The organism is Mycoplana dimorpha, assembly GCF_003046475.1.
Lineage (GTDB): Bacteria > Pseudomonadota > Alphaproteobacteria > Rhizobiales > Rhizobiaceae > Mycoplana > Mycoplana dimorpha.
Genome location: NZ_PZZZ01000003.1, coordinates 139,296 through 150,993, shown reverse-complemented (window position 1 = coordinate 150,993; position 11,698 = coordinate 139,296). Strand labels below are relative to the sequence as shown.

General features: G+C 59.6%; 12 protein-coding genes, 1 tRNA gene and 1 pseudogene. 9 read left to right on the top strand and 5 right to left on the bottom strand.

Annotation, left to right across the window (positions count from 1 at the left end; translation table 11 throughout):
- The first annotated feature begins 76 nt into the window (after positions 1-76).
- Positions 77-430, top strand: a complete 354-nt coding sequence (locus C7449_RS07640) for a hypothetical protein (RefSeq protein WP_108002206.1) — start codon at positions 77-79, stop codon at positions 428-430.
- Positions 431-707: 277 nt separating this feature from the next.
- Here the strand turns inward: C7449_RS07640 and C7449_RS07635 are convergent, their stop codons facing one another.
- Entirely contained in the window at positions 708-1,700 is a 993-nt protein-coding gene (locus C7449_RS07635; protein WP_108002205.1) for a site-specific integrase, read from the bottom strand.
- 164 nt (positions 1,701-1,864) lie between these two features.
- On the opposite strand from C7449_RS07635, the gene C7449_RS07630 reads away from it, so the two are divergent.
- Complete coding sequence (locus C7449_RS07630) at positions 1,865-3,160, top strand: PAN domain-containing protein (RefSeq protein WP_245414315.1); 1,296 nt, start codon at positions 1,865-1,867, stop codon at positions 3,158-3,160.
- A 107-nt stretch (positions 3,161-3,267) separates the two neighbouring features.
- Here the strand turns inward: C7449_RS07630 and C7449_RS07625 are convergent, their stop codons facing one another.
- From C7449_RS07625 to C7449_RS07615, 3 genes and pseudogenes are all read right to left on the bottom strand, one after another.
- Complete coding sequence (locus C7449_RS07625) at positions 3,268-3,498, bottom strand: hypothetical protein (protein ID WP_108002204.1); 231 nt, start codon at positions 3,496-3,498, stop codon at positions 3,268-3,270.
- Between the two features lie 317 nt (positions 3,499-3,815).
- A pseudogene (locus C7449_RS07620) lies at positions 3,816-4,066 on the bottom strand (site-specific integrase); the annotation flags it as partial.
- Positions 4,067-4,117: 51 nt separating this feature from the next.
- Positions 4,118-4,330, bottom strand: a complete 213-nt coding sequence (locus tag C7449_RS07615; protein WP_108002203.1) for a hypothetical protein — start codon at positions 4,328-4,330, stop codon at positions 4,118-4,120.
- An 868-nt stretch (positions 4,331-5,198) separates the two neighbouring features.
- Between C7449_RS07615 and C7449_RS07610 the strand changes: the two genes are divergently transcribed.
- Together C7449_RS07610 and C7449_RS07605 are read left to right on the top strand one after the other, a co-directional pair.
- Positions 5,199-5,837 carry an outer membrane protein gene (locus C7449_RS07610; RefSeq protein WP_108002655.1) on the top strand — a complete coding sequence of 213 codons (639 nt, stop codon included), beginning with the start codon at positions 5,199-5,201 and terminating at the stop codon, positions 5,835-5,837.
- 463 nt (positions 5,838-6,300) lie between these two features.
- Positions 6,301-7,554 carry a PD-(D/E)XK nuclease family protein gene (locus tag C7449_RS07605; protein WP_170115824.1) on the top strand — a complete coding sequence of 418 codons (1,254 nt, stop codon included), beginning with the start codon at positions 6,301-6,303 and terminating at the stop codon, positions 7,552-7,554.
- A 479-nt stretch (positions 7,555-8,033) separates the two neighbouring features.
- Here C7449_RS07605 and C7449_RS07600 read toward each other — a convergent pair.
- Positions 8,034-8,123, bottom strand: a tRNA-Ser gene (locus C7449_RS07600).
- A gap of 323 nt (positions 8,124-8,446) precedes the next feature.
- Between C7449_RS07600 and rplU the strand changes: the two genes are divergently transcribed.
- From rplU to obgE, 5 genes are all read left to right on the top strand, one after another.
- The gene (gene rplU, locus C7449_RS07595) at positions 8,447-8,821 is read left to right on the top strand and encodes a 50S ribosomal protein L21 (RefSeq protein WP_108002201.1); all 375 of its coding nucleotides are present in this window, start codon (positions 8,447-8,449) and stop codon (positions 8,819-8,821) included.
- Between the two features lie 27 nt (positions 8,822-8,848).
- Complete coding sequence (gene rpmA / locus C7449_RS07590) at positions 8,849-9,118, top strand: 50S ribosomal protein L27 (RefSeq protein ID WP_108002200.1); 270 nt, start codon at positions 8,849-8,851, stop codon at positions 9,116-9,118.
- Positions 9,119-9,244: 126 nt separating this feature from the next.
- Positions 9,245-9,877, top strand: a complete 633-nt coding sequence (locus tag C7449_RS07585; RefSeq protein ID WP_108002199.1) for a GNAT family N-acetyltransferase — start codon at positions 9,245-9,247, stop codon at positions 9,875-9,877.
- The gene (locus C7449_RS07580) at positions 9,874-10,464 is read left to right on the top strand and encodes a GNAT family N-acetyltransferase (RefSeq protein ID WP_108002198.1); all 591 of its coding nucleotides are present in this window, start codon (positions 9,874-9,876) and stop codon (positions 10,462-10,464) included. Before C7449_RS07585 ends, C7449_RS07580 begins: the two co-directional genes overlap by 4 nt.
- A gap of 219 nt (positions 10,465-10,683) precedes the next feature.
- The gene (obgE, locus tag C7449_RS07575) at positions 10,684-11,697 is read left to right on the top strand and encodes a GTPase ObgE (protein WP_108002197.1); all 1,014 of its coding nucleotides are present in this window, start codon (positions 10,684-10,686) and stop codon (positions 11,695-11,697) included.
- Position 11,698: the final 1 nt, after the last annotated feature.

The window sequence follows — 11,698 nt, the reverse complement described above, 5'->3', positions numbered from 1 at the left end:
GCGCTCTAACGTTGCATTACAGCACCGGGCATGGCCAAACGCGCCAGAGAGTCTCCTGGTCGATCGCGGGGGGCTTATGCGATCGAAGGTGATCATTGGCGCGGTGTGTGCCGTGCTCTCTACGGTGAATTTTGCCGTGGCCGAAGTGTTGACCGTTGGTGATTTCGTCCAGGCGGCTGAGACAAACGTCGGCTATCGCCGCGTTATCGAAGGTGCCGGTCGGGGCATGGAAGGCGTCAATTTGCACTTATATGCGGTCAAGCAGCCGGAGCTCTATTGTCCGCCTGAGAAGATGGCTTTCACCGGAGACCAATATGTCGAGATCCTGGCTAATCGAGCGAGAAGGAGTCCTGCTCTTGCCTCGATGCCGGCCGGCTTGATTGGCTACGCAATGCTGGGAGCATTGATCCAAACGTTTCCCTGCCCATAGCCTAGTGCTTGGCGTGGCTCTGCTGCCGAGAGTGTAACTAGGCGGTTCTCTTCCTCGATGGCGAGGTGTGCGAAGGCGAGCTCCTGAAAGGCTGCTGCTGCCTCTGTGCGGTGTCGTGTGCTCGGCAGCACATGTTCCCATACCCGCCCCTCGAAGCAAGGGGATGGGTAGTCGCAGGCCAAATCTGCTCAGGCAGCAGGAGGCATCATGTTCTGCGTCGAGCCCTTTTTCTGGGACTTCGATCGCCACCGAACGAGTTGCGCGTCGGTAGATCGATCTACCCGAGGCGACCGACCAGGTCATCAGCGTTCAAGTGGGTATAGCGCCGGAGCATTCGGAGCTCTTTGTGACCCGACACGCTGCTGACCTCGATCATGTTTAGCCCACGCTCGAACAGCCGACTAACTGCCTCATGGCGTAGATCGTGGAAGCGCAGAGCCTTGACGTTCGATCTCGTAAGAAGACGTCGCCAGGCTTGTTCTAGCGTTCCGGGCGCCATCGGAAACACCCGCTGCTCGTCCGGATTGGCAGCGTCTCTCCATGTGGTGAGGGCATTAAACGCTCGTTGTGACAGCGGCACCTCGCGTCCGGAGCCGTTTTTGGTCATGGCGAGCGTGATCACTCGCCGGTTGTGCGAGATTTCGCACCACCTTAGTCCCAGGATCTCCCCTCGGCGCATCCCGGTCTCGATCGCGAGAATGACGATCGTCTTGAGGAACGGGATCTGTCCAGCGTCGCAGCCGTAGAGCAGACGCTGCTCTTCGTCACCCGTCAGTCGCCGGCTGCGCTCGTTCCGAATGACTGGGCGGCGCACGAGCTTCACGACGTTCCTGGCAAGCGGCAAGCCCCAATCTCGGATCGCGACCTCGATGACGTGGCTGAGGATCGCCAGTTCGCGCACGGCGGTAGATGGTGCCACCGCCCGGAGCCGCTCGTCACGAAACGAGGCGATGTCCTGCTGGCAGAGCCCGATGATGGTCCGGTAAGCGAGTTCGTGACGACGAAGCACGTCAATCCGCTGGATCTCCTGGACCGAGCCGCGCTTCGTCGGAGAGACCTCGCGCTGATAGCGCTCCAGGAGTTCGCCGAGCGTTGTGCTCTCGAGAATCCGAGTATCCGGTGCAGCACCGAAGCGATCGACCTGGGCTTCAAGATCGCGTGCCCACTTCTCGGCCTCCAGCTTCGTGTCAAAGGACTTGCATCGAGGTTTCATGCCGCGTCGGCGCACCTGTGCCTGCCACCGTCCTCTGAGCTTTCTGATCGTCGCCATGTGATCTCCAACAGTTTTTGCTGTCGATCACGCGTAGGATGCCCCAAGAGGGGAACCAAGGATTATCCCGGCACGCAGACATTAACTGCTCGCTGCGGTTGACACCTGCCATCCTTGTCAGCAAGCGCCAGTTACTGTCTCATGAATGGACTGAGGGGCTAGGTATGCGCAAAACAATTCGTTCCGCCGTCATGGGCGTTTTCGCTACGTTGCTTGTCGCGGCCGCGGCTGAGAGAGCATTTGCGGAAGACCAGACGTTCGGCCCGTTCGTCGTCGATAGCACAAATCCAGACCTGATCACGCTGAACGGGTTGATCGATGCGGGCTCAGCGCTGAACTTCCGGCGCGCGCTCCAGGCTGCGCCGAACGCCAAGCTGGTCACACTCAACAGCCCTGGTGGCAACGTCCAGATGGGACTGCTGATTGCCGACGATATCCATCAGCGAAAGCTCGCAACGTATATTCCCAAAGAAAGTGAATGCTATTCAGCATGCTCCTTTATCTTTCTGGCCGGCAAAGAGCGCAAAGTCGACGGGGAGCTCGGCGTTCATCAGATATCTTCCGACTCGCCGGATCTCGTCGGCGCGCAACTCGCGATATCAGACATCATCGAGGTTCTGAATCGCTTCGACACGCCGATGGACGTGATGCACGTCATGTTCAAGACGCCACCAGACGACATGCATGTGTTCAGCCAGGACGAGATCCTCCGCTATGGCCTGAATCGTTCTGGAGACAATCCGCCGAAAACTCCGACGGTCATTACCGTCCCTGCGGCGAGCGGTGACACAAGTGCGACCGAAGTGTCGAAAACGACGCTGCCCGAAGCGCCCACCTCCGGCTCGACTAGTTCTAGTTCTCTCGAGGCGGGCCCTAGTCCTCAGGCGAAGCTGTCGCCTATTGAGGAGTTCACAAAGCGCCCAAACAGAATCGCGATCTACACCGGCCTAGATCTCTTCGGTGACGACATCTCCTCGATCCGAGTCGACGACGCTGGAGCATGCGCAAAGAGTTGCTTGCTCATGGACGGGCAGTGCAAGGCTTTTACCTTCAACACCAATCCGAAGATCCGGAAGGGACCGAACTGCTTCCTAAAGGCGAGCGCTGGCAGGGCCGATGGAAACAGCGTGGCGTTTTCCGGTCGCTTTCTCAGTGGTGCCGAGCCAGATCCACCGACATTCACTCTCGGGACCATCGATCCGCAAAGCGCTCTCTTCAATGACGTCGATTTGCCTGGCGGTGATCTCTCGCGATATCCGCACCGGTCGGCGAGGACGCCACTCGATTGTAGGTTAGCCTGCGTGGACGACAGACAATGCATTGCCTTCACCTACATTAAGGCAAAAAAAGAGTGCTGGCTCAAAGGCGCGATCGGAAAACCAATGTTCGGGAAAAACATGGTTAGTGGATTCAAGACGTTGGAATCGTTCTCGCCCGCAAAAATACTCAGCCTTGATTGAGGGTAGGAGTGAAATTCGACCAACCGACCCATAGGGCGTGCAAGCGGCAATCCATGGGATCGGCCGGCAGAGAGGCGCCCTCGAGGAGCGCCTAGCAGTTTGCCTGGTCAGTGGAGCTTCTTTGCGCGCTGCTGTGCCATGTGGTCGTCGTAACCTCGCAGGAGCTCGGAGAGCTGCGCCAGCGACTCCGTATGGCTCATTAACGCATCGGCGATGGGGTTGAGCGGCGAGACATTCTCGTTCTCCAGAGACACCAGTGCCTCCATGGCTATCTGAATGTGCGCCTTGACGGTCTTCTCGGCGATCCTGAGTGCGCGCTGGTCTTCCGATTTCAACATGCCTGGTCTCCTCTCCTATGTCGACCGGACGGTCGACATAAACGGGCCCAACGCGGCAGCATGTGCTTCCGTTCCACTGAAAGTTGCATATTAGTGCCTACTTACACGCCGAGCATCGAGCGAATGATGGCAGCCGGCTCGATCCAGAACGTCTCGTGCAGCTTGAGCGCCTGCGTCCTGTCGAGATAGTCGTCCTGCTCGCCTTTGTGAGCGTTCATGTCGATGACGATCTCCTCGCCTGCGTCCTTGTTCCAGCGCTGCAGCGTCCAGTAGATGCCAGTGCCAACCTTGCTTATGCGAAGTCCACCTCGCCGTCCGATCCGCTGTATCTCCTGGAGCGAGCCGCGCTTGGTCGGCGAGACCTCGCGCTGGTAGCGCTCGAGGAGTTCGCCGAGCGTGGTGGTCTCAAGGATTTTGGTGTCCGGTGCGGCACCGAAGCGATCGACCTGAGCTTCAAGTCGCGCGCCCACTTCTCGGCCTCCTGCTTCGTGTCGAAAGATTTGCAGCGAGGTTTCATGCCGCGTCGGCGGACCTGGGCTTGCCAGCGTCCCCTGAGCTTTCGGATCATCGGCGCTCGCCAGCATCCCCAGCTCCCGGATCATCCCAGTGCTTGAGTCAGCTACCAGTTCCCAGGATCGGCGGTGTGATCGGTCACCGCGTATTCGTCTGCCCTTTCCCGATCGAGCACCAACTCCGTCGTTGCCCTCGTCTCGTCCGTCACCAGGTAGCCCACAGGCGCCGCTCTGGTCAGCGCGCGATACATCAGCAGGGCAGCCTCCTCGGCGGTGTCTGCTTCTACCTTAAGGGTTGTCGTGACTGTGAACGTCGGCATGGCTGAGCCTCACTATGCGTGGATCTGGCGCGACCGCATTGTAAATCCCAGAATGATTTTGGGACAGATATTCGCCGAGTGTGGCGACCGCGGTGAAGCTGCTTCCCTGGCTTTTCCTGCTTCAACTCTACCATCGAAACAGACGGCCATCCCGTCAGCTTGTCACTGGCCTCCAGAGTGAAAACGGTCAGGCCCGTGTTGCGTTGAGGAGCGCTTGCCTGGGATCGTCAGGGCCGTCTGCAAGGGTGCTGAAATTGGATTGCGACGTTTCGATGCGCCCAGACGCTTTGCGCATGAAGAAAATGTAAGTGCGTTTCGGTCCGGCCGAAGGAGGTTTGCTGCGAGAGCGCGCGCCCAAGTGAGTCGTGCGGACCGCTTCCCAGGGATGCTTTCCAACGTCTCATGCAGGCGATTGGCAGCGCGTCTGGCATCCGCTCTGCGCAATCACTCACGGCCAGCATCACCGGGCCCAGTGATGCACCGGCCATTGCCGTCGCTCATAGGCAGCAGCCGGCGTTAATCGCGGGCGCCGCGCGGGGTGGCGCGGGCTGTCTGTAAAATTTTCACGATGCCCAAGAAAAAACCAACTACAGAGGCGCGTCATCCTGATGATTACGCAGCAGTTTACAGTTAACAAGTATTCATCATGTTATACCCAGCCTGGGGTAATCCTGTATATTTATGTATAAACTATTTATTTTTGCAGAGACAAACGGTCGTTGCTTGCAGCCCTACCGAAAGAAGGCGAGATATATGATTACGTTGGGATGCAGTAGCGCCTCACGCCTCCCTGTGGCAATTTTACTACAGACCCTGAGGCGGCAAGTTGCTATTCGGAGGCCAGCATACAAGGAGTATACAAATGTCGATGAAATTCTTGACCTCAACTGCCCTTCTCGCACTGGTCGCGGCACCGGCGCTCGCTGCTGATGTCGTTTCCTATCAGGAGCCGGCGCCGCAGGTTGAAGCTTCCCCCGCGTTCTCATGGACCGGCGGCTACGTCGGTCTGCAGGGCGGCGGTGCGTGGTTGAACGGCGATTTCAGCATTCCCGGTGCAAGCGCATCCGAGGACTTCAACGGTGGACTGATTGGCGGTTTTGCCGGCTACAATTTCCAACAGGGCAATTGGGTCTTTGGCGTCGAGGGTGACGTCTCCTACAACTGGAACGACAACAACTACGACATCTTCGGCACCACCGCGGAAGTGGGCACCGACGTCTCCGGCTCGGTCCGCGGCCGCGCCGGCTACGCGTTCGATTCAGCGCTGATCTACGCGACGGCAGGCTGGACGGCGACCCGTGGCTTCGTCGACGTTCCCGGCTTCGACAAGGAAACGGAAGTTTTCAACGGCTGGACCATCGGCGCCGGAGCGGACTACGCCTTCACGAATAACATCTTCGGGCGCGCAGAATATCGCTACAACGATTTCGGCGATAAGGACATCCAGGGTGTGAACGTCGATCTCGACCAGCATCAGGTTACGCTCGGCATCGGCGTGAAGTTCTAATTTGCCACCAGGCGCCACCTCAATGAGCGGATCAATGCGCCCTCCGGACCATCCGGAGGGCTTTTTTTATGGATTAATTCATCCTCTCTAGCTGCCTCTGCGTCTGCTAACGAGGTTGGCCTGTGAGTGCGCTCGCTATAATTTCAGCTGTCGTGCTCGTCTCTGTGCATGCTAGGGCGTCGATCTTGAGGTTCTCCGGGTCGGTCGGCTTCCAGGAAGGCATCAGGAGAGCTCTTCATATCTGAACACTCTCATTCTCTCTCAAGCGCCGATTGAGAATGCGAAGCCTCATGATGTGAGCAAGGCGAATGCACCCGTCCTCCTATCGGCAGCCCCCCCCGGAGGGGAACGAAGCTTTATCCCGGCGCTCCAAGCTTCCTCTCGAATCACGATTGTTCGCAACCAAGAATCACGCCAAGAGTGTAGCCACCGCACGCGACCCAAAAAATGCAGAGGAATGGCATTGGCAGCAGACACGACGGAAATGGAAAACCAGCTTGAGAAGCTGCTGCTCGAAGACGCCAATTTTGCTGAGCTGGAGAGAGAGTTCGATCAGTATTGCCCTTTCGAAGCCCTAGGAATGGTCCGTTCAGAGGTGAGGCATGGAAATTACCTTTCCTACCTATTGAGCCCCGGACGCCCTCACGGCTTCAACACCCAAGTCCTTCGCGCATTCCTGATGTGTATTACTCAGAAATGTGTCAGCCTTCAAAGCGAATTCAGCTTGAAGGCTCTGGACGTTCACTTGATGGATATCGATCAAGCGGACGTCCGCCGGGAGTGGCGAAACATAGATCTCCTCATTGTGTTGCGATCTTCGAAGATCGTGATCCCCATAGAGCTTAAGATTGACTCAAGCCAAGGTCACGACCAGCTAGAGCGCTACCGAAGAATCACGGAACAAGAATGGCCCCGCTCCCAGGGATGGAAGCACATCAATATCTTCCTCACCAAGCACGAGGAAGTTCCCATAGATGTCGACCACTGGGAACCGCTGCGAATTGGCGATCTTGTCGAGCACTTACAAATCTTAGCGAACCAGCCCAACGATAGCCCCGCGGCAGAGATGCTACGGTCCTATTTGCGGATGCTTAGGAGGCACCACTTGGAAGATCGCCGGTTGGAAGAAATAGCGCGGAAATTATGGGCTCAGCATAGTGAAGCTCTTGAATTCCTTGCTGATCGCAGACCAGATGCAACTGGTAACCTTTTCGAAGCACTAAAAGATCGACGTATGGAATTTATCAAGACATTGAAGGAACTCGATGTCGAGATGGTATTAGATGCCGATTACAAAACGATCATCCGACTGGCATTTGAAAGTTGGGATGCTCTGCCTGGTTTCAAAAATTCCCAATGGACGGACTCGAAAAGGTTCATCTTGCTCGAGCTCAAACGCGAAGGCCCCAGGATAAATGCATACCTCTATCTCGGGCCAGGCGATGAGGGGATCCGCCAGCGATACGTCACTATTTTGGAGAAGAACCGCCTTCACCGCCCCACATCACGTGTCGGAAAGGACTGGATGTGTCTTGCAAAGAAGGAAATCTACAGCGAACAGCTTGATGACGAGACGGAAATGGAAGCCTCCATCGAGGTGATAATTAAGTCGGTTTCGCTCTTCGCTCGGCGTGTTTTCGACCATTTTAATCCGGTTCTTGAAAAGCTGACCGCGCCGCGTCTTACCCCTGCCCCGGCCGGCTTGCCCACCAAATAGCGTCGCAAAGCTTGCGCATAGGCTAGGCTGGCGACGCACGGCTTCACGTGGCAGGGAGGCTGGGAACGACAAGTTATGCCGGTTGGTATCTGAACGAAGCCGGTCCAGGGCGACGTCGTTGCCACGATCGAGAGGCAATCGGCTGTTGCCGAATGCAAGGGCGGCATCGTCAATACACGGCATCCCGGGCAGGTCTCCAAAGGGACTGCACGAGGCCGGCTGGCCAACTTCTCATGAGGTCAGGGTGGTGCCGTTGACGAACACAACGCGCGACCTCGCGATCAAGATGGCGTGTAGAGCGAACCGGGAAGGCATCGCTATCGCGCTCGTCTCAGCGACCGGAGCCGTGGAATATTGCGGCGCAGATCCGTTTAGTGCCGAGAACGTGGCCCTGCGATGAGAACTGCCGACAACTTGTTAATGGTCGCCTGCACAAATTTAGTCGTCACGGTATAAACATTTGATGTAAAAGGATAAACTGGCGGAGAGGGGGGGATTCGAACCCCCGATAGAGTTGCCCCTATGCCGCATTTCGAGTGCGGTGCATTCAACCGCTCTGCCACCTCTCCGCGTCGCCGGTTGGCGCCCGAAGGCGCGGTGGGGTTCATAGCGGCTGTTCGGCGGCCTTGCAAGAGAAACTAATGGCCATTGGCCAACATAATTCCAGCGGCGCAGCGATCGGCCTTGACAGGTTTTCCAAGCTCGCCTATTGCCGCACGTGCGTGGCAAAGGGGCTCATACCGTTTCCGCGCGACGTGGCTTGTGCGCCGCCTATGGGCATGGTGCGAAGGTCCATCCACCGGCGAGCGGGAACCGCTTGCCAGAACCGACTGACAAAAAGACGGCCGCGTCCCTAAAGCGCAGAGCCGGAACGAACATGAAAGGACAAGAAATGTTCGCAGTCATAAAGACCGGCGGTAAGCAGTACCGCGTGGCGGCCAACGATGTCGTGACGGTTGAAAAACTCTCCGGCGCCGCTGGCGACAGAATAGAATTTGTCGAAGTGCTGATGGTCGGCGAAGGCGCCGACGCGACGATCGGCGCTCCCTTCGTCGAAGGCGCGGTGGTCACCGCCGAAGTCGTCGAGCAGGGCCGCGCCAAGAAGGTCATCGCCTTCAAGAAGCGTCGCCGCCAGAACTCCAAGCGTTCGCGCGGCCACCGCCAGCACCAGACCACCGTCCGCATCGTCGAGATCGCGGCAGCCGGCGGCAAGGCAAAGAAGGCCACCAAGAAGGCCGAAGCCGCTGCCGAAGCAGCAGCGAACTGAGATCAGGACAGGAAAAGGAGAACTCCAATGGCACACAAGAAAGCTGGCGGTTCCTCGCGCAACGGTCGCGATTCCGAGTCCAAGCGCCTCGGCGTGAAGAAGTTCGGCGGCGAAGCCGTCCTCGCAGGCAACATCATCGTGCGTCAGCGCGGCACGAAGTGGCATCCGGGCGCCAATGTCGGCCTCGGCAAGGACCACACGATTTTTGCGCTTACGGCCGGCAACGTGGACTTCCGTACGAAGGCCAATGGCCGCGTGTACGTGTCTGTAATGCCGAAAGCCGAGGCAGCGGAATAAGCCGGTAGCGCTCTAAAACAGCCGGCGTCTCATCGACCCGGCTGATGCTACAGGTGGCAAACCTGCAGAAACAAAAGGGGAGATGGGGCAATCCATCTCCCCTTTGTTCATCTGGAGGTTTGAACCATGTTCAGCGAATTGTTGAGGGAAGACCAGTCCCGGTCTCCCGAAGAACGGCCAAGGCCGGAACGGTCAAGGACCGATTGTCCGATATTGCTGTCGCACAGGCTGGTCCTGCGCGCCCCGCACGAAGACGACATCGACGCCCTTGCCCATCTCGCCAACAACGCCAACATCGCCACGATGGTCGCCCGCATGCCGCATCCCTACACGATTGCGGACGCGACCGACTTCGTGCGACGCACAAAAGCCGGCGCGATTGGCAAGTGCGTCTATGCGATCACCAAGGCGGACAACGGCGCATTCCTCGGCTGCTGCGGCATCGAGCCGCACGAGGACGGCAAGACCGTCGAACTCGGCTACTGGCTGGGCGAGCCCTACTGGAACCAGGGCTACGCAACCGAAGCGGCGCAAGCCCTGACCGACATGGTGTTCCGCACCCGCGACGTCGAGCAGATCGACGCGCGCGTACGCGTCATGAACATCGCCTCGCGCCGGGTCATCCAGAAGTGCGGCTTCCAGTTCCAGGCGACCGGCATGGTCCAGAGCCTTGCCGTCGGCGGCATGGTGCCTGTCGAATGGTACCGCCTCGACCGCAAGACCTGGGTCTCGCTGAAGAGCTGGGGGAACATCGGATGAGCGCGCTGCCCCTGGCACGGGCGCCGGGTGCCAATTTTGATCCCGGCACCGCCCCGCTGGTCCAGACCGATCGGCTGGTCCTGCGGCCGCACCGGATTTCCGACGCGGAGGCCATCGCGCAATCGCTCGGCGACTTCCGTGTCTCGCGCATGCTGGCCCGGGTGCGTGCTCCGTTCGACCGGCAGGACGCCATCGAGTGGCTCTCCGGCATCACCAGCGGGCTGCTGCCCGGCTGGGCGCTGGCGATCACCACCGGCGACGACGTGCATATCGGCGTGGTCGCCTTCGAATGGCGTGCCGGAAGCTGGCATCTCGGCTATTGGCTCAACCGCTTCTTTTGGGGGCGGGGCTACATGAGCGAGGCGGTGCATGCGGCGACCGGCCGCTTTCTGATGCGCATGCCGGGCGTGGAGGTCCATTCTGGCGTCTTTGCCGACAATCAGGCCTCGCTCAGGGTCCAGGAGAAGGTCGGATTTCGTATCACCGGCCTGAGCGAGGTCTATTCGGCGGCGCGCGGCGCGATGGTGCCGCATGTCGAGACATGCCTGCTGGCGGGCGACTTTCGCCCGAGCCCGCAGCACCGATAGGCGACCTTGGCTAGGGCGGGGCAGCCGATGAGACCGTCCCGCCCTCTGCAACGCCGGCCTAGCCGGGCGGTCGAGATGGCCGGGACCGCGGCGCGGCCGGGCTCCGGCCCGATCGTCGGCGGACGAGCAGCACGATTGTCTTTGACCTCCGCTGGCACGGGCTATATCGATGGCAGCGAATTGATGATCAGGCGCTAGACAACCAAGAACGGCGGACCGATGAAGTTTCTCGACCAAGCGAAAGTCTACATCCGCTCCGGCGACGGCGGGGCAGGCGCAGTGTCGTTTCGGCGTGAGAAGTTCATCGAGTTCGGCGGTCCGGACGGCGGTGACGGCGGACGCGGCGGCGATGTCTGGATCGAGGCGGTCAACGGGCTCAACACGCTGATCGATTTCCGCTTCCAGCAGCATTTCAAGGGCGCGACCGGCCAGCATGGCATGGGCCGCAACCGGACGGGCGCAAACGGCGCCTCGGTGACGCTGAAGGTTCCGGTCGGAACCCAGGTGTTCGAGGAGGACGACGAGACGCTGATCGTCGACCTGACCAAGGAGGGGCAGCGCTTCCGGCTCGCCGGCGGCGGCAATGGCGGCTTCGGCAACGCCCATTTCAAGTCCTCGACCAACCAGGCGCCGAACTGGGCCAATCCGGGGCTTGAGGGCGAGGAGAAGACGCTGTGGCTGCGGCTGAAGCTGATCGCCGATGCCGGCCTGGTCGGCCTGCCGAACGCCGGCAAGTCCACCTTTCTCGCCGCCTGCACGCGGGCGCGGCCGAAGATCGCCAACTATCCCTTCACCACGCTCCACCCGAACCTCGGCGTGGCGACCGTCGACGGGCGCGAGTTCATCCTCGCCGACATTCCCGGCCTGATCGAGGGCGCGCATGAAGGCACCGGCCTCGGCGACCGGTTCCTAGGCCATGTCGAACGCACCCGCGTACTGCTGCACCTGGTCTCGGCGCAGGAGGAGAAGGTCGGCAAGGCCTATGCGACCGTCAAGAAGGAGCTCGAGGCCTATGGCGGCGGGCTGACGGACAAGCCGGAGATCGTCGCGCTGTCGCAGATCGACATTCTCGGCGAGGACGAACTGAAGAAAAAGGCGAAGGAGCTCGAGAAGGCATGCGGGCACAAACCGCTGCTGCTTTCGGCCGTGACAGGCGCCGGCATGCTGGAGGCCCAGCGCTCGCTACGCGACGAGATCGTGCGCTTCGGCACCGAAGAAGACGGCGAGACGTGAG

Bases quoted from the DNA above. Each gene is read 5' to 3' on its own strand.
- rplU (WP_108002201.1), top strand. From the start codon at position 8,447: ATGTTCGCAGTCATAAAGACCGGCGGTAAGCAGTACCGCGTGGCGGCC.
- C7449_RS07635 (WP_108002205.1), bottom strand. From the start codon at position 1,700: ATGGCGACGATCAGAAAGCTCAGAGGACGGTGGCAGGCACAGGTGCGC.
- C7449_RS07625 (WP_108002204.1), bottom strand. From the start codon at position 3,498: ATGTTGAAATCGGAAGACCAGCGCGCACTCAGGATCGCCGAGAAGACC.
- obgE (WP_108002197.1), top strand. From the start codon at position 10,684: ATGAAGTTTCTCGACCAAGCGAAAGTCTACATCCGCTCCGGCGACGGC.
- C7449_RS07610 (WP_108002655.1), top strand. From the start codon at position 5,199: ATGAAATTCTTGACCTCAACTGCCCTTCTCGCACTGGTCGCGGCACCG.
- C7449_RS07580 (WP_108002198.1), top strand. From the start codon at position 9,874: ATGAGCGCGCTGCCCCTGGCACGGGCGCCGGGTGCCAATTTTGATCCC.
- C7449_RS07640 (WP_108002206.1), top strand. From the start codon at position 77: ATGCGATCGAAGGTGATCATTGGCGCGGTGTGTGCCGTGCTCTCTACG.
- rpmA (WP_108002200.1), top strand. From the start codon at position 8,849: ATGGCACACAAGAAAGCTGGCGGTTCCTCGCGCAACGGTCGCGATTCC.
- C7449_RS07615 (WP_108002203.1), bottom strand. From the start codon at position 4,330: ATGCCGACGTTCACAGTCACGACAACCCTTAAGGTAGAAGCAGACACC.
- C7449_RS07630 (WP_245414315.1), top strand. From the start codon at position 1,865: ATGCGCAAAACAATTCGTTCCGCCGTCATGGGCGTTTTCGCTACGTTG.
- C7449_RS07585 (WP_108002199.1), top strand. From the start codon at position 9,245: ATGTTCAGCGAATTGTTGAGGGAAGACCAGTCCCGGTCTCCCGAAGAA.